The organism is Staphylococcus sp. GDX8P114P-2 (assembly GCF_017892945.1).
GTDB lineage: Bacteria > Bacillota > Bacilli > Staphylococcales > Staphylococcaceae > Staphylococcus > Staphylococcus arlettae.
In genome coordinates, this window is the sequence record NZ_JAESMB010000016.1 from 82,759 (window position 1) to 107,090 (window position 24,332).

At 34.0% G+C, this 24,332-nt stretch carries 22 protein-coding genes; 20 read left to right on the top strand and 2 right to left on the bottom strand.

Translation table 11 applies throughout. The features are described from left to right. Window positions 1-4: 4 nt before the first annotated feature. The 6 genes from rlmN (at window position 5) to KA845_RS09070 (ending at window position 6,253) form a co-directional block, all read left to right on the top strand. Window positions 5-1,099: a dual-specificity RNA methyltransferase RlmN gene (gene rlmN / locus KA845_RS09045; RefSeq protein WP_002510943.1), complete on the top strand. Its 1,095-nt coding sequence runs from the start codon at window positions 5-7 to the stop codon at window positions 1,097-1,099. A 6-nt stretch (window positions 1,100-1,105) separates the two neighbouring features. Next, the gene (locus tag KA845_RS09050) at window positions 1,106-1,852 is read left to right on the top strand and encodes a Stp1/IreP family PP2C-type Ser/Thr phosphatase (RefSeq protein ID WP_002510944.1); all 747 of its coding nucleotides are present in this window, start codon (window positions 1,106-1,108) and stop codon (window positions 1,850-1,852) included. Continuing rightward, a complete protein-coding gene (gene pknB / locus KA845_RS09055; RefSeq protein WP_103387961.1) occupies window positions 1,849-3,882 on the top strand; it encodes a Stk1 family PASTA domain-containing Ser/Thr kinase in 2,034 nt (677 codons plus the stop codon). The genes KA845_RS09050 and pknB overlap by 4 nt, the downstream gene beginning before the upstream one ends. Before the next feature lie 208 nt (window positions 3,883-4,090). Then, complete coding sequence (gene rsgA, locus KA845_RS09060; protein WP_021458909.1) at window positions 4,091-4,966, top strand: ribosome small subunit-dependent GTPase A; 876 nt, start codon at window positions 4,091-4,093, stop codon at window positions 4,964-4,966. Then, entirely contained in the window at window positions 4,966-5,610 is a 645-nt protein-coding gene (gene rpe / locus KA845_RS09065) for a ribulose-phosphate 3-epimerase (RefSeq protein WP_002510946.1), read from the top strand. Before rsgA ends, rpe begins: the two co-directional genes overlap by 1 nt. A gap of 4 nt (window positions 5,611-5,614) precedes the next feature. Continuing rightward, window positions 5,615-6,253, top strand: coding sequence for a thiamine diphosphokinase (locus KA845_RS09070; protein ID WP_002510947.1), 639 nt, complete (start codon window positions 5,615-5,617; stop codon window positions 6,251-6,253). Between the two features lie 60 nt (window positions 6,254-6,313). Here the strand turns inward: KA845_RS09070 and rpmB are convergent, their stop codons facing one another. Then, window positions 6,314-6,502 carry a 50S ribosomal protein L28 gene (gene rpmB / locus KA845_RS09075; RefSeq protein WP_002510948.1) on the bottom strand — a complete coding sequence of 63 codons (189 nt, stop codon included), beginning with the start codon at window positions 6,500-6,502 and terminating at the stop codon, window positions 6,314-6,316. Window positions 6,503-6,738: 236 nt separating this feature from the next. Here rpmB and KA845_RS09080 point away from each other — a divergent pair, with 236 nt between their 5' ends. The 5 genes from KA845_RS09080 to recG all read left to right on the top strand — a co-directional run bounded on the left by KA845_RS09080 (window position 6,739) and on the right by recG (window position 12,699). Further along, on the top strand, window positions 6,739-7,110 hold the full coding sequence (locus KA845_RS09080; RefSeq protein WP_002510949.1) for an Asp23/Gls24 family envelope stress response protein: 372 nt from the start codon (window positions 6,739-6,741) through the stop codon (window positions 7,108-7,110). A gap of 15 nt (window positions 7,111-7,125) precedes the next feature. Further along, window positions 7,126-8,784 (top strand): fatty acid kinase catalytic subunit FakA, encoded by a 1,659-nt coding sequence (gene fakA / locus KA845_RS09085; RefSeq protein ID WP_002510950.1) that lies wholly within the window; start codon window positions 7,126-7,128, stop codon window positions 8,782-8,784. A gap of 319 nt (window positions 8,785-9,103) precedes the next feature. Continuing rightward, window positions 9,104-9,769, top strand: coding sequence for an L-serine ammonia-lyase, iron-sulfur-dependent subunit beta (sdaAB, locus tag KA845_RS09090; protein ID WP_002510951.1), 666 nt, complete (start codon window positions 9,104-9,106; stop codon window positions 9,767-9,769). A gap of 12 nt (window positions 9,770-9,781) precedes the next feature. Next, a complete protein-coding gene (sdaAA, locus tag KA845_RS09095) occupies window positions 9,782-10,651 on the top strand; it encodes an L-serine ammonia-lyase, iron-sulfur-dependent, subunit alpha (protein WP_002510952.1) in 870 nt (289 codons plus the stop codon). A 2-nt stretch (window positions 10,652-10,653) separates the two neighbouring features. Further along, entirely contained in the window at window positions 10,654-12,699 is a 2,046-nt protein-coding gene (recG, locus tag KA845_RS09100; RefSeq protein WP_103387959.1) for an ATP-dependent DNA helicase RecG, read from the top strand. A gap of 58 nt (window positions 12,700-12,757) precedes the next feature. On the opposite strand, the gene KA845_RS09105 is transcribed toward recG, so the two are convergent. Beyond that, complete coding sequence (locus KA845_RS09105) at window positions 12,758-14,338, bottom strand: M4 family metallopeptidase (protein ID WP_103387958.1); 1,581 nt, start codon at window positions 14,336-14,338, stop codon at window positions 12,758-12,760. A gap of 318 nt (window positions 14,339-14,656) precedes the next feature. Here KA845_RS09105 and fapR point away from each other — a divergent pair, with 318 nt between their 5' ends. The 9 genes from fapR to KA845_RS09150 all read left to right on the top strand — a co-directional run bounded on the left by fapR (window position 14,657) and on the right by KA845_RS09150 (window position 24,319). Then, entirely contained in the window at window positions 14,657-15,226 is a 570-nt protein-coding gene (gene fapR / locus KA845_RS09110) for a transcription factor FapR (RefSeq protein ID WP_103387957.1), read from the top strand. Next, window positions 15,219-16,199: a phosphate acyltransferase PlsX gene (gene plsX, locus KA845_RS09115; RefSeq protein ID WP_103387956.1), complete on the top strand. Its 981-nt coding sequence runs from the start codon at window positions 15,219-15,221 to the stop codon at window positions 16,197-16,199. Before fapR ends, plsX begins: the two co-directional genes overlap by 8 nt. Continuing rightward, complete coding sequence (gene fabD / locus KA845_RS09120) at window positions 16,200-17,126, top strand: ACP S-malonyltransferase (protein WP_002510958.1); 927 nt, start codon at window positions 16,200-16,202, stop codon at window positions 17,124-17,126. Further along, entirely contained in the window at window positions 17,119-17,856 is a 738-nt protein-coding gene (fabG, locus tag KA845_RS09125; RefSeq protein WP_021458903.1) for a 3-oxoacyl-[acyl-carrier-protein] reductase, read from the top strand. Before fabD ends, fabG begins: the two co-directional genes overlap by 8 nt. A 133-nt stretch (window positions 17,857-17,989) precedes the next feature. Next, entirely contained in the window at window positions 17,990-18,223 is a 234-nt protein-coding gene (locus tag KA845_RS09130) for an acyl carrier protein (protein ID WP_002510960.1), read from the top strand. Between the two features lie 162 nt (window positions 18,224-18,385). Next, on the top strand, window positions 18,386-19,156 hold the full coding sequence (rnc, locus tag KA845_RS09135) for a ribonuclease III (RefSeq protein WP_371861089.1): 771 nt from the start codon (window positions 18,386-18,388) through the stop codon (window positions 19,154-19,156). Between the two features lie 54 nt (window positions 19,157-19,210). Next, a complete protein-coding gene (smc, locus tag KA845_RS09140) occupies window positions 19,211-22,780 on the top strand; it encodes a chromosome segregation protein SMC (protein WP_107377644.1) in 3,570 nt (1,189 codons plus the stop codon). Next, complete coding sequence (gene ftsY / locus KA845_RS09145; RefSeq protein WP_002510963.1) at window positions 22,777-23,997, top strand: signal recognition particle-docking protein FtsY; 1,221 nt, start codon at window positions 22,777-22,779, stop codon at window positions 23,995-23,997. Before smc ends, ftsY begins: the two co-directional genes overlap by 4 nt. After that, on the top strand, window positions 23,984-24,319 hold the full coding sequence (locus tag KA845_RS09150) for a putative DNA-binding protein (protein WP_002510964.1): 336 nt from the start codon (window positions 23,984-23,986) through the stop codon (window positions 24,317-24,319). The genes ftsY and KA845_RS09150 overlap by 14 nt, the downstream gene beginning before the upstream one ends. The last annotated feature ends 13 nt before the right edge of the window (window positions 24,320-24,332 follow it).

Here is a 24,332-nt window from a genome sequence, read left to right on the forward strand (position 1 = left end):
TATTATGATTACAACGGAAAAAAAGAAGAAAAATAAATTTCTTCCAGATTTTGAAAAGCAATCGATTTATTCTTTGCGTTACGATGAAATGCAAAATTGGTTGGTAGAACATGGCCAACAAAAATTCAGAGCAAAACAAATCTTTGAATGGTTATATGAAAAACGTGTTGATAGTATAGATGAAATGACAAACTTGTCAAAAGAATTAAGAAATCTACTAAGCGAACATTTTGCAATTACTACATTAACAACGGTAGTTAAACAAGAAAGTAAAGACGGTACAATTAAGTTTTTATTTGAATTACAGGATGGCTATACAATAGAAACAGTATTAATGAGACATGAATATGGTAATTCGGTGTGTGTTACGACACAAGTAGGTTGTCGAATTGGTTGTACATTTTGCGCGTCCACACTCGGAGGTTTGAAACGTAACTTAGAAGCAGGAGAGATTGTTTCACAAGTACTTACTGTACAAAAGGCCTTAGACGAATCAGAAGAACGCGTTTCTCAAATTGTTATTATGGGAATTGGAGAACCGTTTGAAAACTATGATGAAATGATGGATTTCCTAAAAATAGTAAATAACGATAATGGTTTAAACATTGGTGCGAGACATATTACAGTTTCAACATCTGGTATTATACCGCGTATTTATGATTTTGCTGATGAAGATATTCAAATTAATTTTGCAGTGAGTTTACATGGAGCAAAAGACGAAATACGTTCAAGATTAATGCCTATAAATAGAGCTTATAATGTTGAAAAATTGATGGAAGCTATTCATTATTATCAAGAGAAAACAAACCGTCGTATCACATTTGAGTATGGTTTATTTGGTGGTGTCAATGACCAACTAGAACATGCACGTGAATTAGCACATCTTATTCAAAAATTGAATTGTCATGTGAACTTAATTCCAGTAAACCATGTACCTGAACGTAATTATGTAAAAACGCCAAAAGAAGATATTTTCAAATTTGAAAAAGAACTTAAACGATTAGGTATTAATGCAACAATTAGACGTGAACAAGGTTCTGACATTGATGCAGCTTGTGGTCAATTAAGAGCAAAGGAACGTCAAGTAGAAACGAGGTAGAGCCAAATGCTAAAGGCACAAATTTATTCTGACAAAGGTCAATACCGTGAAAATAATGAAGATACAGGTGGCATATTTTACAATAAAACACAGCAGCAATTGCTTGTTTTATGTGATGGCATGGGAGGTCATCTAGCAGGTGAAATTGCTAGCCAATACGTAACAAACGAACTGCAAAAATGTTTTGAAGAAGAAAATCTGATAGAACCTGATCAGGCAGAAAGTTGGTTACGTACAACATTAAAACGTATTAATAGAGAACTTTATCAGTTATCGACAGACCGCCCTGAATATAGTGGAATGGGAACCACTTGTGTCTGTGCATTAGTCTTTGATGAGTATGTAGTAGTAGCAAATATTGGTGATTCACGTGCTTATCTAGTGAATAGTCGAGAAGTTGAACAAATTACAAATGATCATTCTTTTGTTAATCATTTAGTAATGATTGGTCAAATCACAGAAGAAGAAGCATTTAATCATCCACAACGTAATATTATTACGAAGGTAATGGGGACAGATAAATTAGTATCACCGGATATATTTGTGAAAAAAACTAATTTCTATGATTTTTTGATGTTAAATACAGATGGATTAACCGATTATGTTAAAAACAAACCGATTCAAGATATTTTGAATGATGAAGATGCAACAATGGATAGTTTAGGACATTCGCTTATTGATATCGCATTGACGAATGATTCCAATGATAATATTAGTATAATACTAGCTAAGATTGAAGGTGATAAAGTATGATAGGTACAACGTTGAATGATCGTTACAAAGTGTTAGAAAAACTTGGTGGCGGTGGAATGAGCAACGTCTATCTTGCTGAAGATACGATATTAAATCGTAAAGTTGCTATTAAAGCAATTACGATTTCTCATGGTGAAAAAGAAGAAACGATTAAACGGTTTGAACGAGAAGTACATAATCTAACACAATTGTCCCACGAAAATATTGTTAAAGTATTCGATGTAACTGAGAATGAATCGAGCTTTTTTATAGTAATGGAATATATTGAAGGACCAACATTGTCTGAGTTTATTCAGGCACATAGTCCGTTAGAAATTGATACAGTTATGAATTTTACTAATCAAATTCTTGATGGTATTAAACATGCACATGATACGGGTATTGTACACAGAGATATTAAGCCTCAAAATATATTAATTGAAAAAGACAAAACACTTAAGATACTTGATTTTGGCATTGCTAAAGCTTTAAGCGAAACGACAATGACGCAAACAAATCACGTCTTAGGAACTGTGCAATATTTGTCACCAGAACAAGCAAGAGGTGAAGCAACTGATAGTGGTACAGATATTTATTCAATTGGCGTAGTATTATATGAAATGCTTGTAGGTAAACCACCTTTTAATGGTGAAAATGCAATTAGTATTGCTATTAAACATATTCAAGAAGCAATACCTAATGTTTCAGATCATCGTACAGAAATTCCTCAAGCATTAAGTAATGTAGTATTGAAAGCTACTGAAAAAGATAAGGCAGATCGCTATCAATCTATAGATGCAATGACAACAGATTTAAACAGTGCATTGTCATCTGAACGTGCCGCTGAGGATAAATATGTATCCGAAGATATGACAACTCAAACGATTGCTATTGATAAAGATGAAATAGCAAATAAAGCCAAACAAGAACAAAATAAAGACATCGACCAAACGATGCAAATACCAATTGTAGAACAACAAAAATTCCAGTCATCAGAAGAGCGAATCTATGCGGTGCCAACTAAAAAAAGATCCAAATATAAGAAGTTCTTTTATGCCTTCATATTCGTTTTATTATTATTTGGCTTGTTCGGTTTTATAGCTATGGGGATGTTTGGCAATAAATATTTAGAAACTCCTGATTTAAGTGGTAAAACAGAAAAAGAAGCTGAACAAACATTAAAAGATAATAATTTAAAATTAGGTGAAATATCTAGAGCATATAGTGACAAATATGATGAAAATAAAATCATTAAAACATCACCTAAAAAAGGTCAAAGATTAGAAGAAAAAAGCACAGTTGATATAGTATTATCAAAAGGACCTAATAAAAAAGAAATGCCGAATCTTTATGGTTTATCTAAAGAACAAGCATTAGATAAATTAGAAAATCTTGGTTTTGATAATGTAAAAGTCACTGAATCATATACGAAAAATAATACACCAAAAGGTTTAATTGAAGATCAAAATAAAACTGCAGGCGATAGAGTTAAATTGTCTAGCCAAATTAAACTAACGCAATCTTTAGGTGTTAAACAAGTACATGTCGACAATTACGAGAAAAAACCATTTAAAGAAGCGAAAGAAGCGCTAGAAGCCAAAGGTTTTGATGTTGCTGTAACCGAAGAGCGCAATCATGATAGCATTAAGAAAGACTCGGTTATTAGTCAATCTCCAAAAGATGAAGAAGTTGATGAAGGTTCAACAGTTAGTTTTGTAGTTTCTAAAGGTAAAGAAGAAAAAGATGACAAAGAAGACAAGGCTGACAAAGAAAAAGACAAAGAAGAAGACAAAGATGATGAGTCAGACGTAAAAACATATACTGAAACTTTCAATATAAATTATGGTGGCGAAGACGATGAGAGCCAAGAAGTTAAAGTTTATGTTCGTGACAAAGATCATTCTGGTTCTTCTGCAACTCAAACTTTCAAAATTAAAGATGACAAAACAATTAAAATACCTATGAAAATAGAAAAAGGTGAAACTGCAGGTTATACTGTCCGTTTAGATGGCAAAATAATCGCAGATAAAGACATACCATATGATTTTTAATAATTGATGGAAGGCTAGATAAAGTAGTGAATTGAGTGACTGAGAAGTGCTCGATTTGGCATAAAGTGAAGTTAAGTGCATGTATAAGCTTTACTTTATGTCATTACTACTTTTTATCTAACCTTTTTTAATTAATATTATTTATTATTTAATTTTATAAGCCTTTGCTATAATAATAGAAGTAAACATACTGAAGAGAGGTGCTAGATTGAAAACAGGCCGTATTATTAAATCTTTGAGTGGCGTTTATCGTGTAGATGTCGATGGTGAAATGTTTGATACTAAGCCTAGAGGATTATTTAGAAAAAATAAGTTTTCACCTATAGTGGGTGATGTAGTGGATTTTGAAGTTGAGAATATTACTGAAGGATATATACAAAATGTGCATACTAGAAAAAATGAACTTAAACGTCCACCTGTGAGTAATGTAGACCATTTAATTATAGTGATGAGTGCGATAGAACCATCATTTTCTACACAACTATTAGATCGATTTTTGGTTATTGCTCACTCATATCATATGCGGCCGCGCATTTTAGTTACGAAAAAAGATCTTTTGACGACGGAAGAAGTTCACAAAATTACAGAGCTTCTAACAATTTATGAAGCTATGGGTTACCAAACACAATTCGTTGGATTAGAAGATGATATTTCTGCAATTTTTGACGCTTGGGGAAATGGTTTAGCAGTATTAAGTGGTCAGTCAGGTGTTGGTAAGTCCACTTTATTAAATCACTTTTTCCCAGAGTTAAATATTGAAACGCAATATATCTCTAAATCATTAAATCGAGGTCGTCATACTACACGACATGTAGAATTGTATGAACGGCATAATGGTTTTATTGCAGATACTCCAGGTTTTAGTGCATTAGATTTTGATCATATTCAAAAAGAAGAACTAAAATCGTATTTTGTCGACATTGCTGAATATGGGGAGTTGTGTAAATTTAGAGATTGCAACCATATAAAAGAACCAAAATGTAATGTCAAAATTGAGTTAGAAAATAACAACATTGCCCAATTTCGTTATGATCATTATGTTCAATTATACAACGAAATTAGTAACAGAAAGGAACGATACTAATGGCAAAAATTTATCCTTCATTATTATCAGCAGATTTTTTAAAATTACAAGAAGAGTTAACACAAATAGAAGCATCAGGTGCAGATGGTGTCCATTTTGATGTGATGGATGGACAATTTGTTCCAAATATATCAATAGGATTACCTATTTTAGAAGCAGTACGTAAAGGAACAACATTACCCATTGATGTCCATTTAATGATTGAACAACCTGAACAATATGTTGAATTATTTGCGCAACACGGTGCAGATATGATTTCAGTACATGTAGAAGCAACACCTCATATACATAGGGTAGTGCAACAGATTAAAAATCAAAATGTGAAAGCTGGAGTGGTTTTGAATCCGGGTACACCTATAGATGCCATTAAACCAATTATAAACATGGTAGATTATGTTCTAATTATGACAGTGAATCCAGGTTTTGGTGGCCAGGCATTTATCGAAAATAGTCTAGCTAAGATAGAAAGTTTAGCTGAGTTGAAATCACAACTAAATTTAACTTTTGATATTGAAGTTGACGGTGGCATTAATGATATGACAGCTCAACAAGTCATTAACAAAGGCGCAACAATGTTAGTCGCTGGTTCCTATTTCTTTGGACATAATGATTATGCAACTGCGACAAAACAACTGAAAGGTTGATAATATGAAAGCTAAAATTCTATGTGGTAACCGTAATTTGCCGGCTCAATTACTCGAAACCGCAAATGATGACCACTGGATTGGTGTAGATAGAGGCGCGCTCATTTTAATACAACATGACATTACACCTAAGCTGGCTGTCGGAGATTTTGATTCAGTCACAGATAAAGAAAGAATGTTACTTGTTGAAACGCTGAACATAAACCCCGTTGAGGCTGAAAAAGATGATACAGATCTAGCACTAGCAATAGCAGAAGCAATTGATGCAGGATATGATGATATAGAAATATATGGTGCTACTGGGGCGCGATTGGATCATTTTATGGGTGCTTTGCAAATTTTAGAAAAGCCTGAATATCATCAAGGTAATGTCAATTTGCGTATCATTGATGCTCAAAATGAAATACAATATTTACCACAGGGTCAGCACATAGTTAGTAGAGATGAATCTTATCAGTATGTATCTTTTATACCAGTCATTTATCCAGTTACGATTACATTGCAACATTTTAAATACGAATTATTCAATCAGACATTAGCACTCGGTTCTACATTAACAGTGTCTAATGAGTTGAATGAGGAACGGGGCAAAGTGATAATCGATAATGGTAGTTTGTTAATGATTAAAAGTAAAGATGCTTAAACATAAAAAAAGACCAATCCTCCACATAAGGACTGGTCTTTTTAATGTGCATTATATTTATTAAACTCTAGTAACTTTACCAGATTTTAAAGCACGTGCAGAAACCCAAACTTTTTTAGGTTTTCCGTCTACAAGAATTCTAACTTTTTGAAGGTTAGCATTCCATCTACGTTTAGTAGAATTTAAAGCGTGTGAACGATTGTTACCAGTTGAAGCTTTACGACCTGTTACGTAACATTGTTTGCCCATGAAAGTACCTCCTTTAATAAATATAAATACACGTGTCTACTACATACTTGGATAATATATCATAAATTGAAAGTCATGGCAATAAAATTATAAATATTTAACATTGTACTTTTACAGTGAATAAATTATGCTATAATTATACGATGTGAAATATTGTAGATTTTTCTACGATGCGTTAATTGTAATTCTAAACAATCAAACATCTGTTGAGGGAAAATTTTGAGGGGGCCTATAAAATGACATTGGAAATTAAAAATGATTATGGTAATATCAATATTTCAAATGAAGTGATAGCTAACGTTGTTGGTAGTAAAGCAGTGGAATGTTATGGCATTGTAGGAATGGCTTCAAGACAACAAGTTAGAGATGGCATTGCAGAAATACTTGGGCATGAAAATTATGCTAAAGGTATTGTGGTTAAAGAAAATTTAGGTGAAATAGTTGTGGATATGTATATTATCACAAGTTATGGTGTCAAAATATCTGAGGTCGCAAGTAATGTTCAATCTACAGTTAAATATACATTGGAACAAACATTAAAAATAAAAGTAAAAGCAATTAATATATACGTACAAGGTGTGCGCATAAATAACGGCATGAAAAACTAGGAGGATATTATAGAAATGGTTAGCACAATTAATGGTAAGCTTTTTGCCGATATGATAATACAAGGGGCGCAAAACTTATCAAAACATGCAGACTTAGTGGATTCACTCAACGTGTATCCTGTTCCTGATGGTGATACGGGGACAAATATGAATTTAACAATGACTTCAGGAAGAGAAGCAGTCGAGCACAATTCATCCAATCATATAGGAGCATTAGGAAAAACATTTTCAAAAGGGCTCTTAATGGGTGCGCGAGGTAATTCAGGTGTGATTTTATCCCAAATTTTCAGAGGTTTTTGTAAGGCACTTGAAGAAAACGAAGAAATCAATGCACAACAACTCGCTGAAAGTATACAGGCTGGTGTTGACACAGCTTATAAAGCAATCATGAAGCCAGTTGAGGGGACAATATTAACTGTAGCTAAAGATGCTGGCAGTGCAGCAATTGATAAAGCACAATCGACAGAAGATTGTTTGGAACTTATGTCTTTCGTTGTAGAAAGTGCCAAAGAATCTTTAGATAATACACCTAATTTACTACCAGTATTAAAAGAAGTAGGTGTAGTTGATAGTGGCGGTAAAGGCTTAGTATTGGTCTATGAAGGATTTTTAGCGGCTTTAAAAGGTGAAACTATAGAAGATAATAGCCAAAAAATAGACGCTGAATCATTAGTGACTGAAGCACATGATTTTCATGGTGTGATAAATACTGAGGATATCGTTTACGGTTACTGTACTGAGATGATGGTTAAATTTGATGAACAAGCTAAAACATTTGATGAAAATGAGTTTAGAGAAGATATGAGTCAATTTGGCGATTCATTATTAGTAATTAATGATGATGAAATTGTAAAAGTTCATGTACATACTGAAAAACCTGGTGATGTATTTAATTATGGTCAGCAATACGGCGAATTAATTAAATTGAAATCCGAAAATATGCGTGAACAACATCGAGAGGTAATTAAAAAAGAACAAAACAACCAAACAGCTCAAACTGAAACTACCACTTCTAACGTAGAAACTGCAGTTATTACGATTTCTATGGGTGAAGGTATCTCTGAGTTATTCAAATCGATGGGTGCTACACATGTAATTCATGGTGGTCAAACGATGAATCCATCTACGCAGGATATCATTGATGTGATTAAACAATCAAATTGTAAACGTGCGTTGATTTTACCTAATAACAAAAATATTCAAATGGCTAGTGAACAAGCAGCAGATATTGTAGATGTAGAAGCACTTGTAGTGCCTACACGTTCAATTCCACAAGGCATTGCAGCGCTGTTTAATTATGATAAAGAAGATACGTTAACTGACAATAAAAAACGTATGCTTGAATCATTATCTGTAGTTAAATCCGGTGCAATTACTTACGCGGTAAGAGATACTACAATTGATGGTGTGGAAATTAAAAAAGATGCATTTATGGGCTTAGCAGAAGACAAAATTGTGACAAGTAATGTTGAGCAAAATATAGCGGTTCAACAATTACTACAAGACATGATTGAAGAGGACAGCGAAATCATTACTATTATTGCAGGAGCAGAGGCTGATGATGATACGACTGCAGCCATTGAACAATGGTTAGAAGCGGAATACCCAGAAATAGAAATGGATTTACATCATGGTCAGCAACCAGTATATCCTTATTTATTTTCAGTGGAATAAATTAAAAGGTAGCTGGTACAGTATCTTTTAATAATATGGTTTTGTTTAAATTAGTTTTTTTAGGCGTTTAAATCATAACAAGATACTGGTTAGGGCGGGAATAGGAAATCAATTTTTGTTGGATTTGATTTCACTTCCGCTCTTTTTTGTGCTGTTTATTTAAAGTTTCATCGTTGAGCAATGGTTGAAGTAGCATTATGAATAAGCATTATAACCAGTTTCGGTTTATAAAAGCTTACTCTCTTGTTATAATAATGTAGCATTAGGAAATGTAAGCGCAACACTTTAGAAACATTAAAATTAAGAGTGGGGTATAATTATGAAATATAAAAGTGTATTTGATATTATAGGTCCGACTATGGTTGGACCATCATCGTCACATACTGCAGGTGCTGTAAGAATTGGTTTAGTAGCCAAAGACTTATTTGGTCAAGTTCCAAAACAAGTAGATATATATTTATATGGTTCTTTCATGGAAACGTATCAAGGGCATGGTACGGACGTTGCACTTGTAGGTGGCTTATTAGGTTATGATACAGATGATGATCGTATTAAAAGTAGTTTACAAACAGCAGAAGAGGTCGGAATGAAAGTAAACTTCATAGAAATGGCAGAAGAACGCTCACATCCCAACACTGCTATTCTAAATATGCGTGATGGTGAAAAAGAAATTTCTGTAGAAGGTGTGTCTATTGGTGGAGGAAAAATAGAAGTAGTGGCGATCAATGGCTTTAATATCGCTATCAGTGGTAATTATCCAGCACTACTAGTCTTCCATAAAGATACATTTGGTACGATAGGGCGTGTTGCGAATATTCTTGGGGATTCGAGCATTAACGTTGGTAGCATGCAAGTCTCAAGAAAAGAAAAAGGCGATCAGGCATTAATGACTTGCGAATTAGACGATGCTATAAACGAAGATATTATAGAAAAAATTAAAAACGTCGATGGTGTAGTGACTGTTTCACTCATGGGCGACGCCTAATGGAGGTATAGCATGTTTAAAAGTGTAAAGGAATTAGTGGAAATTTGTGAAACAGAAAATAAAAAAATTCATGAAGTAATGTTAGAACAAGAAATGAGTATCACTGGACTAACAGCTGATGAAGTATATGCAAATATGGATAAAAACTTACAAACTATGGAAAATGCATTGGATGAAGGACTTGAGGGCGTGACATCAACTACTGGTTTAACTGGTGGTGATGCAGTACTTATTAAAAATTATATTGCTAGTGGTCAATCATTAGCAGGTAATACACTCTTAGATGCAGTAAGCAAAGCAGTTGCTACAAATGAAGTTAATGCTGCTATGGGCAAAATTTGTGCTACACCAACTGCAGGTTCTGCTGGTGTCGTTCCAGGTGTATTATTTGGTTTGAAACCGAGATTAAATCCTTCAAGAAAAGATATGCTAAATTTCTTGTTAACATCGGGTGCTTTTGGTTTTGTTGTAGCTAATAATGCATCAATTTCTGGTGCAGCAGGTGGTTGTCAAGCAGAAGTAGGGTCTGCAGCAGCAATGGCAGCCGGTGCTACAGTAGAATTAGCTGGAGGTACGCCACAACAATCGGCCGAAGCTTTTGCAATTTGTTTGAAAAATATGCTAGGTTTAGTATGTGACCCTGTCGCTGGGTTGGTAGAAGTACCTTGTGTAAAACGTAATGCAGCGGGTGCATCAAATGCGATAGTTTCAGCAGATATGGCACTTGCTGGAGTTACATCAAGAATACCGACCGATGAGGTTATTGAAGCAATGTATAAAATTGGACAAACAATGCCTTCAGCTTTACGTGAAACTGGACGTGGTGGTTTAGCTGGAACACCTACAGGGCAACGTTTAAAACAAGAAATATTTGGTGATTAATTATGACAAAAGTCAATTTAATAGAGAGCCCGTATCCCTTAACTAAAATAAAAGGTTTGGGGCCGAAGCGTTTGGCAGTATTAAATGAATTGAATATCCATACAGTTGAAGATTTAATTTTATATTTACCAATGCGCTATGAAGATAATACTGTAATTGACTTAAATCAAGCAGATGATCAATCTATGGTGACAGTTGTGGGTGAAGTTTATTCAACACCAACTGTCGCTTTTTTTGGTCGCAATAAGTCAAAGTTAACTGTACATATAATGGTCAATCAAATTGCTGTTAAATGTGTATTTTTTAATCAACCCTATTTAAAGAAAAAAATTGAGTTACATCAAATGGTCACTATTAAAGGGAAGTGGCAACGTAATAAACAGGAAATTAATGGCACTCGTATGTTCTTTCAACAAAGTAATACAGAAGAAGAACAATTTGAACCTGTTTATCGGATAAAAGAAGGTATCAAGCAAAAACCATTACGTGAGATGATTCGTCAAGTATTACAAGATGTTACTATTCACGAATGGCTGTCAGATGAACTAAGAAAGAAATACAAGTTGGAGTCGTTGTCTGACACGTTAAAAGCTTTACATTTTGCAAAAGATAAACCGTCATTGATGAAAGCACGTCGAACGTATGCATTTACTGAATTATTCATGTTTGAATTACGTATGCAATGGTTAAACCGCTTAGAAAAATCTTCGGATGAAGCAGTTGAAGTAGAATATAATATTACGTTAGTCAAACAATTTATTGAACGCTTACCTTTTGAATTAACAGATGCGCAAAAAAATAGTGTGAATGAAATTTTTCGTGATTTAAAGGCACCTATTCGAATGCACAGACTACTGCAAGGTGATGTGGGATCAGGCAAAACTGTGGTTGCTGCAATTTGTATGTACGCCTTAAAAACGGCCGGCTATCAATCTGCGTTAATGGTACCGACTGAAATATTAGCTGAACAACATGCAGAAAGTTTAGTTCAGTTATTTGGTGATACTATGAATGTAGCTTTATTGACAGGTTCAGTAAAAGGGAAAAAACGAAAATTATTGTTAGAGCAATTAAAAGCAGGAGAGATAGATTGTTTAATTGGGACACATGCTTTGATTCAAGATGATGTTGTTTTCCAACAAGTTGGTTTAGTGATTACCGATGAACAGCATCGTTTTGGAGTGAATCAACGCCAATTATTACGCGAAAAAGGCGCTATGACTAATGTATTATTCATGACTGCGACGCCTATTCCTCGTACATTAGCTATTTCTGTATTCGGTGAAATGGATGTCTCATCAATTAAACAGTTACCAAAAGGACGAAAACCTATCATCACTTCATGGTCAAAACATGAAGCATATGAACAAGTTCTAAATCAAATGACAGCAGAATTACAGAAAGGTCGACAAGCATATGTAATATGTCCACTCATTGAGAGTTCTGAGCATTTAGAGGATGTTCAAAATGTTGTTGCCTTGTTTGAATCATTGCAACAATATTATGGTGAACAACGTGTAGGCTTATTACATGGAAAGTTGACTGCAGACGAAAAAGATACTGTAATGCAGCGGTTTAGTAATCATGAAATTGATATTTTAGTATCGACGACAGTAGTAGAAGTAGGTGTGAATGTACCTAATGCTACATTCATGATGATATACGACGCCGACCGCTTTGGACTGTCGACGCTTCATCAGTTGCGTGGTCGTGTAGGACGAAGTGAACATCAAAGTTACTGTGTATTAATTGCCTCTCCAAAAACTGAAACAGGGATAGAGCGAATGACAATTATGACACAAACAACAGATGGTTTTGAATTAAGTGAGAGAGATTTAGAAATGCGTGGACCAGGTGACTTTTTTGGAGTAAAACAAAGTGGCTTGCCTGACTTTTTAGTTGCTAATGTTGTAGAGGACTATAAAATGTTAGAAGTTGCGAGAGATGAAGCTGGTGAGCTGATACAATCAGGAGCGTTTTTTACTGATGCGTACACCCATTTAAGAGTATTTATCGAAGAAAACTTATTACATACAAGTTTTGATTAAATAATAATAACTAGAGGCTAGGACAAATTTTTGTCCTAGCCTCTAGTATTAATTAATATTATGACTCTGTGACACCTACATCATTCCATGCTTTGTCTACAGCGTCTACTTCTGAGCTATCTTCTCCATAAAGTTCTGTTGCGGCTTTAGTTAATGCGATTTTCGCATCTACAAAGTTAGAATTAGAACTTAAGTATTGTGTTAAAGCTAGATAATAAATTTCTTGAGCTTTGTCTTTACCAATTGCTTTAATAGTTAAATAACCAGCTTTATTTGGAATACCACTATTTGTATGGACGCCGCCATTATCATCAGTACCTGTATAATATTGATCCATATGTGCAGGTTGATTATAATCTTCCGGATTGGATAAACTTCTTAAAGCATCACCGTATTTACCTGGAGTATATATATCTTCACCCAACAACCAATTTTCCGGATCTACAAAGTACCCAAAGACATCAGAAAATGATTCGTTTAATGCACCTGATTGATCTTGATAAGTTAATTGAGCTGTTTTTTCAGTAACGGCGTGTGTTAATTCGTGTGCTACAACATCTTTAGATCCAGAAAATGGTGCGAATTGCTCACCATCTCCATCACCATAAATCATAAATTGTCCAGTCCAAGCCGCATTATTATAATCCTTACCATAATTTACAATGGATTGTATTTTTGCGCCGTTATTATCATAACTATCTCTATCAAAATTATTTAAGTAATAATCATAAACCTTATTAGCATAAAAATGTGCATCGACACCTGCACGTTGTTTTTGGTCAGTGAATTCTGCAGTATCATTTAATATTTCATTATAGTTGATTTCACTTTGATTTGCGGTAAAAGTTTCAATTGCACCATTATGTGTTGTATCTAAAAGAGAATATTTATTATTTGCTTTATCAATATGTAAAGGTTTCTTAGTATCTCCATTCACACCCGTACCACTGCCTTCAGTAGCAACATTTTCAATGACGTTTTGTTTTTTGATAACTTCGCCTGTTTGTGCATCAATTTGTATTTTCCAATGTGCAGGTTTAGGATCGATATAATTTAAGTCAATGTTATAAACTAAACGCTGTTTGTCACTGTTAATTGTGAGTTCATTATTACTCACGATGTCATAGCCTTTTGCGTTTTTAACTTTATCTTGGGATTGATTAATTGCGTCAAAGGCTTTTGTAACCGCACTGTCTTTTGACAGTTTAGCTGTATTGTCGGCTGTGATATGTGGCTTATCAATGCTACCATTAATTAAAGATACATTATTATTTTTGTCGATATGAACTTTAATCGTACTATCTTCAACTGTGACTCCATCTACTTTTGGCTTTAAACTGTAGTGCGTTGTACCATTTTTATCTTGTTGTTGATTAATAACTTTATATTGAGCGAATGGATTTTTGACCTGAGCTTCTTTGTGCTTTTTCGATGAATGTTCAATGATTTGCTGTGCGTTATTTTGCAATAATTGCTCTACATCACTACTATTTGATATTGCTTTTTGTCCAACTTCTTTTTGGAGTTGTTGACCTTTCAAACTGTTACTTTTAGTTAATGATTCAGCATGAATACTATTATTTGAAAGTAAAGCAACAGCCGAAAATGAAACTAATGATAAAGTTATAAATTTTTTCATTACTAGCCTCCGTAACTTCAGTGGTCTGAATTTTTGTATAAACATTTTCACATTTAAAGTAAAATTAAAAAGTGAAATTAAATAAATTGTACGTTTATATTATTTGAAATTCAATAGAAAGACAAAAAGAAATCAAAAAAATTAGAATTTTTCATAAAATTTAATGGTGGAAAATTTTAGAGTGCTCATGGTAGGAATTTTCGTTTTTAGCAAATTTTGATAAACTATGCTACATAATTGTTGAGGATTAGAAATAGAAAGTGTTATGATATGTGAGGAATGTTTAAGACTTGGTACTAAATAACAGGAGGGTTCGCCATGAAATTAAAAAAACAGGCAAGACAAGAATCAATCAAAAATGAAATTGAACGCAACCCTTTTATTACAGATAATGCTTTAAGCGATAAATTTGCAGTGAGCATTCAAACGATTCGTTTAGACCGTACGCAATTGAATATTCCTGAACTTAGAAAACGTATTAAACATGTAGCTAAAGAAAATCATGATAGAATTCGCTCCATTGATGGCAGTGAAATCATTGGGGATGTAATAAATGTAGAGCCAAATAAGCAAGCTGTGTCGATGATTAATATAGGCGAAGACTCAGTATTTTCGCGGAACTATATTGCTCGAGGCCATGTGTTATTTGCTCAAGCAAATTCCCTGTGTGTTGCATTAATACATAAACCTATTGTTTTAACTAGAGAAAGTAAGGTAACATTTTTAAAACCAGTAAAATTAAATGATGTGGTAACCGCAGAAGCTTATGTTATCAATAATGACCATAAATATTATGAAATTGAAGTAAAATCATACGTAAAAGAGCAACAAGTTTTTGGTGGCACCTTTAAAATGTATTATACAAGTGAGGATGAAGGAAATGGTTAAAATTGCGATTGATATGATGGGTGGAGACGATGCTCCTCAAATCGTGCTTGAAGCTGTAGAACAAGCAGTGAAAGATTTTGAAGATTTAGAAATCATTTTATTTGGAGATGAACAGCAAAATACAATTCAACACGATCGTGTTGATTTTCGCCATTGTAGTGAAGAAATTACGATGGAAGACGAACCCGTACGTGCAATTAAAAAGAAAAAAGATAGCTCAATGGTGCGCATGGCAGAAGCTGTTAAATCAGGTGAAGCTGATGGCTGTGTTTCGGCCGGTAATACAGGTGCTTTAATGTCGGCTGGTTTATTTGTAGTAGGACGTATTAAAGGCGTTTCTAGACCAGCATTAGTATTAACATTACCAACAATTTCTGGTAAAGGTTTCGTATTTATGGATGTAGGTGCTAATGCAGAAGCTAAACCAGAACATCTATTACAATATGCGCAATTAGGTAATATATATGCGCAAAAAATTAGAGGCATTAAACAACCTTCAGTAGGGCTATTAAATATTGGCACAGAAGCTGCAAAAGGGAACTCGTTAACAAAAACTACTTTTAATTTAATGGAATCCCAAAATGAGTTCAATTTTAGTGGTAACGTTGAAGCTAAAAGTTTAATGGAAGATGCAGCTGATGTTGTTGTCACAGATGGGTACACTGGAAATATGATTTTGAAAAATCTCGAAGGTGTAGCTAAAGCTTTTGGTAAAATGTTTAAACAAACGTTACTAAGTAGTTTTAAAAATAAATTGGCAGCATTGGTCTTACGCAAAGATTTAACACAACTAACACAAAAAATGGACTATGCTGAATATGGAGGTTCAGTATTGCTCGGAATTGATGGTATTGTGGTTAAAGCACATGGTAGCTCAAGTGCCAAAGCCTTTTATTCAGCTATTAAACAAGCGAAAATAGCAGGTGAACAAGAGATTGTCAAAACAATGAGAGAAACGGTTGGTGAAGCATAAATGGGTAAAACAGCAATTATTTTTCCAGGTCAGGGATCACAAAAAGTTGGTATGGGTCAAGACTTATACAATGTGGATGATTCTGCTACAAACATCTTAAACCAGGCACAAACTGCTTTAGATTTTGATGTATTAGAAACAATGTTCACAGATTCAGAAGATAAATTGGGCCAAACAGAAAACACACAACCAGCATTATTAACGCATAGTGTAGCGTTACATGCAGCATTAAATGACATTGATGCAGATTTTACTATGGGTCATAGCCTTGGTGAATATTCAAGTTTAGTAGCAAGTGGTGTATTGCAATTCGAAGACGCAGTTAAAATTGTAAGAAAACGTGGCCAGTTAATGTCTGAAGCATTTCCTAATGGTGTAGGTAGTATGGCAGCAGTACTTGGCTTAAATTACGAAGAAGTTGATAAAATTTGTCAGTCATTATCTTCATCTGAAGAGTTAATTGAACCTGCAAATATAAATGCGCCAGGACAAATTGTTGTGTCAGGACATAAATCGTTAATTGACAAGCTTGTAGCTGAAGGAAAAGAACTAGGTGCCAAAAGAGTAATGCCTTTAGCTGTTTCAGGACCATTTCACTCATCTATGATGAACGTGATTGAAGCACAATTTTCAGAGTACATTAATCAATTTGAATGGCACGACGCTGCATTTCCAGTCGTTCAAAATGTCAATGCTAAACCAGCTACAGATGCAGCAACGATTAAACAAAATATGATCCAACAATTATATTCACCAGTACAATTTATCCAATCAACAGAATGGTTAATTGAACAAGGTGTAGATCATTTTATTGAAATTGGTCCTGGTAAAGTATTATCTGGGTTAATTAAAAAAATCAACAGAGATGTTAAATTAACTTCTATTCAAACAATTGATGACGTAAAAGGATGGGTTGAACATGAGTAAAAGTGCATTAGTAACAGGAGCATCTAGAGGTATTGGTCGTAGTATAGCACTACAACTTGCCGAAGAAGGATATAATGTAGCAGTCAATTACGCAGGTAGTAAAGATAAAGCAGATGCAGTTGTTGAAGAAATTAAAGCTAAAAATGTAGATAGTTTTGCAATTCAAGCAAATGTTGCTAACGGTGATGAAGTTAAAGCAATGATTAAAGAAGTTGTGAGTCAATTCGGTTCAGTGGATGTACTAGTAAACAATGCTGGTATTACACGTGATAATTTATTGATGCGTATGAAAGAACAAGAGTGGGACGATGTAATAGATACAAACTTAAAAGGTGTCTTCAATTGTATCCAAAAAGTAACACCTCAGATGTTGAGACAAAAAAGTGGTGCAATCATTAATTTATCAAGCGTTGTTGGTGCTTTAGGTAATCCTGGTCAAGCGAATTATGTAGCAACTAAAGCAGGTGTTATAGGATTGACAAAATCATCTGCACGAGAACTTGCATCTAGAAATATTACAGTTAATGCAGTGGCACCGGGCTTTATAGTTTCTGACATGACTGATGCTTTAAGTGATGAGCTTAAAGATCAAATGTTAGAACAAATCCCATTATCACGTTTTGGTGAAGATACAGATATCGCTAACACAGTAGCATTTTTAGCGTCAGATAAAGCAAAATATATTACTGGACAAACGATACATGTAAATGGTGGCATGTATATGGACTAATATTAGTCCTTTATATATGACATATAAGCTTGTCATTTTGCCCATTGTGTTTCTAAATACTACTTGTATTTCATAGGATAAAATGGGAAAATAAAAAGGTCTATCCTTAGACCTTAAAAGGAGGTGAATCGACGTGGAAAACTTCGACAAAGTAAAAGATATCATCGTTGACCGTTTAGGTGTAGATGCTGACAAAGTTACTGCTGAAGCATCATTTAAAGACGATTTAGGCGCTGACTCACTTGATATTGCTGAATTAGTTATGGAATTAGAAGATGAATTTGGTACTGAAATTCCAGATGAAGAAGCTGAAAAAATCAACACTGTTGGTGACGCTGTTAACTTTATTAACAGTCTTGAAAAATAATAAATTAAAATCTGAGCCACATTTACATGGCTCAGATTTTTTTCGTACAAACATTTATAAACTAAAGTAAGATGTATTTCATTAAATCAAGTATAGAAAGAATCATGAATATCTTAGTTTTCTCTTTAGTTTTGGAAGAAATTAACGTAAAATCTACTGTGTATGACTTATTTATGTTTACTAGGAGGTAGTGTATTGACCAACAACAAAAAGATAGAAATGGTTAAAGATTTTAGAGAGAGATTTCAACACAAGATGACTGAATTAAACCTACAATATAATAATGTCGAATTGTATCAACAAGCATTCTCTCACTCAAGTTTTATAAATGATTTTAATATGAATCGTTTAGAACATAATGAACGTTTAGAATTTTTAGGAGATGCGGTATTAGAATTGACGGTTTCACGTTATTTGTTTGATAAATACCCTGAGTTACCAGAAGGGAATTTAACGAAAATGCGTGCCACAATAGTTTGTGAACCCTCACTTGTAATATTTGCCAAAAAAATACGACTAAATGATTTGATTTTATTAGGTAAAGGCGAAGAAAAAACAGGGGGACGTTTGCGCCCTTCACTTGTTTCCGATGCGTTTGAAGCTTTTGTAGGTGCATTATATCTTGATCAAGGATTGGATTCAGTGTGGTATTTTGCTGAACGGATTATTTTCCCATTTGTTGAAGCTGATGTATTAGATGGTGTCGTAGATTTTAAAACGCAATTCCAAGAGTTTGTACACCAACAAAATAAAGGTGACGTAACGTATCGACTCATTAATGAAGAAGGTCCAGCGCACCACAGGTTATTTACATCTGAAGTTATTTTAGAAGATACAGCTGTAGCTGAAGGAAAAGGTAAAACAAAAAAAGAATCTGAACAAAAAGCAGCTGAAAAAGCATATAAAACAATGAAAAGTAAGTTGTCATTATAAAAGTAACCAACTGAACACTAGGTGAAATTGAAATGACTTATTAAGGAGAATAGCATGGTATATTTAAAGTCGATAGACGCATTTGGTTTTAAGTCATTCGCTGAACATACAAATGTTGAATTTGATGAAGGTGTAACAGCGATTGTAGGCCCAAATGGTAGCGGTAAAAGTAATATAACTGATGCAATTAAATGGGTATTAGGGGAACAATCAGCGAAATCTTTACGTGGCGCAAAAATGGAAGATATTATTTTTTCAGGAGCGGAACATCGTAAAGCACAAAACTATGCAGAAGTAAGATTAAGACTAGACAATCACTCTGGTAAATTGCAAGTTGACCAAGATGAAATAACCGTTACACGTCGTTTATATCGGAGCGGAGAAAGTGAATATTATTTAAATAATGATAGGGCGAGATTGAAAGATATCATTGACCTGTTTTTAGACTCTGGTTTAGGGAAAGAAGCATTTAGTATTATTTCACAAGGTCGTGTAGATGAAATTTTGAATGCCAAACCTATTGACCGTAGACAAATATTAGAAGAGTCAGCAGGTGTGCTCAAATATAAAAAACGTAAAGCCGCGTCAGTTCAAAAACTAGATCAAACTGAAGATAATTTGAACAGAGTAGAAGATATATTATATGACTTAGAAGGCCGAGTAGAACCTTTACGTGAAGAAGCGGCGATTGCGAAAGAATATAAGCATTTAACTAAAGAAATGGAACAAAGTGATGTAATAGTCACGGTACACGATATTGAAAGTTATAACCAAAATATTAATGAATTAGATACAACATTAAATCAACTTAAAAGTAAACAAGAGGCTAAAGAAGCTGAAAAATCACAACATGCACGTACTATCGAAAAAAATAAAGGCGAAAGATACCGATTAGATGAAGTTATCGAGTCGTTAAATCAGCGATTAGTCGATGCAACAGAGGCAGTAGAAAAATATAACGGACAATTAAACGTATTAGAAGAGCGCCAAAAAAACCAATCAGCAACGAATGCAAGATTTGAAGAAGAACAAGCTAATTTAGCAGATCAAATAGCGCAATTAGAAGAAGAAAAAACGCAAGCACAAGATCAGTTGCAAACTTTAGTAACAAAACAGAAAGACTTAACTACTGAAATTAACAAATATGAGTCCCAACTTTATGTAACTGATGAGCAACATGACGAGAAATTAGAAGAAATTAAAGACCAATATTATACGCTCATCTCTGAACAATCAGATGTGAACAATGACATACGGTTTTTAGAACATACCATTCAAGAAAATGAAACAAAACAATCGCGTCTTGATTCAAGATTACTTGATGTCTATGAACAATTGAAAACAATTCAAGCAGATATTACACAAACACAACAAAATTTTGATGAAGCACAAGGCAAGTTGAAAAAAGTTGAACGAGATTTATCGCAGTGTGAGCAACAGCTAACACAAACGAAAGCACAGCAAAAAGAATATGAAGATAAGTTACATCAAGCTTATCGTTACAATGAGAAGTTGAAATCTAGAATTGATAGTTTAGCTACTCAACAAGAAGAATACAGCTTTTTCTTTAATGGTGTAAAACATATTTTAAAAGCAAAAAATGACAAATTAACTGGAATTCATGGTGCAGTAGCTGATGTCATTCAAGTACCATCACAGCTTACAAAAGCGATAGAAACAGCTTTAGGTGCATCGTTGCAACATGTCATCGTAAACTCAGAAAAAGATGGTCGTGCGGCGATACAATACTTAAAGCAACAAGGATTAGGGCGTGCAACATTTTTACCACTTAATGTCATACAACCAAGACACCTTGCTACAGATATTTATCGTACTGCACAACAAGCAACAGGATTTATGTCAGTAGCGGCAGAAGCAATTAACACCGACCAACAATACGAAAAAGTCATTCAAAACCTTTTAGGCAATACGATTATTGTAGACGATTTAAAAAATGCGAACGCATTAGCACGAGATATTAAATATCGTACACGTATCGTGACGCTAGAAGGTGATATTGTTAATCCAGGTGGTTCTATGACTGGTGGCGGTGACAGAAAATCAAAAAGTATATTAGCACAAAAAGATGAGCTAACAACTTTACGTCAGCAACTGTCCGACTATCAACAACAAACCACTACTTTTGAACAACAATATAAAGCGTTGAAAACACAATCTGATGAATTGAGTGAGCAGTATTTTACTTATAGTAAAGACTATAATGAGGTGAAAAAAGTTGCTTATGAATATGAATTGGAATTAGATAAATTACGTAAAAGTGAAGCGCATATTAAAAATGAACACGAAGAATTCGAGTTTGAAAAAAATGATGGTTATCAAAGTGAAACGAGCAAAGCAACGTTACAAAATAAGAAAAAACGTTTGGCCGAAATTACAGAAGCGTTAGCACAACTAGAAAATGATATCGAAGTCTATACTAAGTTATCAAAAGAAGGTAAAGAAAGTGTTACGCAAATGCAGCAGCAATTGCATCAAAAACAATCAGATATGGCTGTAGTCAAAGAAAGACTTAAAGGGCAACGCCAAACTGTTGAACGTATCGACAAGCAGTTACAATCTGCTACGGAACAGCAATCAAAAATTGAAGAACAAATTGCCTTCTTCAACTCTGAAGATATGACGGGTCAAAAAGCATTTGATAATGTACGTAAAAATATAGAACAAAGTAAAGCCGAAAAAGAACAGTTTACGGAACAGCTTAATGATGTAAAAGCGCAACGTGTGACTATCAATGAAGAAATAGAGGCTAACGATATTAAATTGGAAGAAGCTAATAGAGATATTTTATCCATCGAAAATCGTTACCAAGACATCAAAGCTGAACAATCACGACTAGATGTATTAATTAATCACGCAATTGATCATTTATCTGAACAATATCAATTAACATTTGAACGTGCACGAGACTTATATGATAATGAAGAAGAAATCGAAACACTACGTAAAAAAGTTAAATTAACCAAAATGTCAATTGAAGAATTGGGCAATGTTAATTTAAATGCGATTGAACAATTTGAAGAAATTAATGAGCGTTATACATTTTTAAATGAACAACGTACAGATTTAAGAGAAGCAAAAACTACTCTTGAGCAAATTATTACGGAAATGGATCAAGAAGTTAAAGACCGCTTTAAAGAAACATTTCATGCAGTACAAGGTCATTTTGAGGAAGTATTTAAAACTTTATTCGGTGGTGGACAAGCAGAATTAAGATTAACAGATGATGATTATTTAGCAGCAGGTGTCGACATTATAGTCCAACCGCCAGGGAAAAAATTACAGCATTTATCCTTACTAAGTGGTGGAGAGCGTGCGCTAAGTGCGATTGCTTTATTATTTGCAATATTAAAAGTACGTTCAGCACCATTTGTTATACTTGATGAAGTAGAGGCCGCACTAGATGAGGCAAATGTGATTCGCTATGCTAATTATTTAAAAAATCTGTCTGATCAAACACAGTTTATTGTAATTACACATAGAAAAGGCACGATGGAATATTCAGATCGTTTGTATGGTGTTACGATGCAAGAATCAGGTGTGTCTAAATTAGTAAGCGTTAATCTTAATACGATCGATGACGTCATGAAGGAGGAACAGTTATGAGTTTTTTTAAACGATTAAAAGATAAATTTACAGGTTCGGAACAACAAAACGAAACACTTGATGAACAAGAACTACAGCAAGATGAAACACTGGATACTCAAGAACAAACAACTGATGAAACAAAGAAAAAGCCTAAAAAATTAAAAGAAGCTGACTTTGATGAAGATGGTCTAATATCGATTGAAGACTTTGAAGAGATCGAAGCTCAACGTTTAGGTGCGAAATTTAAAGCTGGTTTAGAAAAATCACGACAAAACTTCCAAGAACAATTAAATACTTTAATCGCACGATATCGTAAAGTTGATGAAGATTTCTTCGAAGCTTTAGAAGAAATGCTCATAACTGCTGATGTTGGTTTTAATACAGTAATGGAACTTGTTGATGAGTTACGTGATGAAGCACGAAAACGTAATATCCAAGAAACAGAAGATTTACGTGAAGTAATTGTTGAAAAAATAGTAGAAATTTACCATCAAAATGATGATCAATCTGAAGCTATGGATCTACAAGATGGAAGACTTAACGTTATTCTAATGGTTGGTGTTAATGGTGTAGGTAAAACAACAACAATTGGTAAGCTAGCACATCGTTATCAAGCAGAAGGCAAAAAAGTTATGCTTGCTGCTGGAGATACTTTTAGAGCGGGAGCAATTGAGCAACTCAAAGTATGGGGAGAACGTGTTGGTGTAGAGGTCGTTAGTCAAGCAGAAGGTTCTGACCCTGCGGCAGTTATGTATGATGCGATTAACGCTGCTAAAAATAAAGATGTAGATATATTAATTTGTGATACAGCTGGTCGTTTGCAAAATAAATCCAATTTAATGAATGAATTGGAAAAAGTAAAAAGAGTCATCGGACGTTCTATTCCAGAAGCACCACACGAAGTATTATTGTGTTTGGATGCTACTACTGGACAAAATGCCTTATCTCAAGCAAAATCATTTAAAGACGTAACTAATGTAACAGGAATAGTATTGACTAAGTTAGATGGAACAGCCAAAGGTGGTATTGTGTTAGCTATACGTAATGAGTTGCACATTCCAGTTAAATATGTCGGATTAGGTGAAAAACTAGATGACTTACAACCGTTTAACCCTGAAAGTTATGTTTATGGCTTATTCGCAGATATGATTGAAGAAAATGTGGAAGAACTACCAGCAGAAGATACTTCTGATGATGTTACCGATGATGAGGGTCAATCACATGACACAAAATGATTTAATTAAAACTATTCGAATGAATTATTTATTTGATTTTTACCAAGCGTTGTTAACTGAAAAACAGCGTAATTACTTGCAAATGTTTTACTTAGAGGATTATTCTTTAAGTGAAATTGCAGATACTTTTAATGTGAGTAGACAAGCTGTTTATGATAATATTAGAAGAACTGGCGATTTAGTTGAAGATTATGAAACTAAATTAGGACTTTATCGTAATTTTGAAAAGCGAAAAGACTTATATGACCAAATTAAACAACACAGTGATAATGCAGAGCGTGTTTTATCATATATTAAACAATTAGAAGAAATTGATGAATAGAGGAGGGATTCGA

Bases quoted from the DNA above. Each gene is read 5' to 3' on its own strand.
- KA845_RS09050 (WP_002510944.1), top strand. From the start codon at position 1,106: ATGCTAAAGGCACAAATTTATTCTGACAAAGGTCAATACCGTGAAAAT.
- KA845_RS09105 (WP_103387958.1), bottom strand. From the start codon at position 14,338: ATGAAAAAATTTATAACTTTATCATTAGTTTCATTTTCGGCTGTTGCT.
- KA845_RS09080 (WP_002510949.1), top strand. From the start codon at position 6,739: ATGACATTGGAAATTAAAAATGATTATGGTAATATCAATATTTCAAAT.
- rpe (WP_002510946.1), top strand. From the start codon at position 4,966: ATGGCAAAAATTTATCCTTCATTATTATCAGCAGATTTTTTAAAATTA.
- KA845_RS09070 (WP_002510947.1), top strand. From the start codon at position 5,615: ATGAAAGCTAAAATTCTATGTGGTAACCGTAATTTGCCGGCTCAATTA.
- pknB (WP_103387961.1), top strand. From the start codon at position 1,849: ATGATAGGTACAACGTTGAATGATCGTTACAAAGTGTTAGAAAAACTT.
- rlmN (WP_002510943.1), top strand. From the start codon at position 5: ATGATTACAACGGAAAAAAAGAAGAAAAATAAATTTCTTCCAGATTTT.
- fabG (WP_021458903.1), top strand. From the start codon at position 17,119: ATGAGTAAAAGTGCATTAGTAACAGGAGCATCTAGAGGTATTGGTCGT.
- recG (WP_103387959.1), top strand. From the start codon at position 10,654: ATGACAAAAGTCAATTTAATAGAGAGCCCGTATCCCTTAACTAAAATA.
- ftsY (WP_002510963.1), top strand. From the start codon at position 22,777: ATGAGTTTTTTTAAACGATTAAAAGATAAATTTACAGGTTCGGAACAA.
- smc (WP_107377644.1), top strand. From the start codon at position 19,211: ATGGTATATTTAAAGTCGATAGACGCATTTGGTTTTAAGTCATTCGCT.
- fabD (WP_002510958.1), top strand. From the start codon at position 16,200: ATGGGTAAAACAGCAATTATTTTTCCAGGTCAGGGATCACAAAAAGTT.
- fapR (WP_103387957.1), top strand. From the start codon at position 14,657: ATGAAATTAAAAAAACAGGCAAGACAAGAATCAATCAAAAATGAAATT.
- rnc (WP_371861089.1), top strand. From the start codon at position 18,386: ATGACTTATTTATGTTTACTAGGAGGTAGTGTATTGACCAACAACAAA.
- sdaAA (WP_002510952.1), top strand. From the start codon at position 9,782: ATGTTTAAAAGTGTAAAGGAATTAGTGGAAATTTGTGAAACAGAAAAT.
- KA845_RS09150 (WP_002510964.1), top strand. From the start codon at position 23,984: ATGACACAAAATGATTTAATTAAAACTATTCGAATGAATTATTTATTT.
- sdaAB (WP_002510951.1), top strand. From the start codon at position 9,104: ATGAAATATAAAAGTGTATTTGATATTATAGGTCCGACTATGGTTGGA.
- fakA (WP_002510950.1), top strand. From the start codon at position 7,126: ATGGTTAGCACAATTAATGGTAAGCTTTTTGCCGATATGATAATACAA.
- rpmB (WP_002510948.1), bottom strand. From the start codon at position 6,502: ATGGGCAAACAATGTTACGTAACAGGTCGTAAAGCTTCAACTGGTAAC.
- plsX (WP_103387956.1), top strand. From the start codon at position 15,219: ATGGTTAAAATTGCGATTGATATGATGGGTGGAGACGATGCTCCTCAA.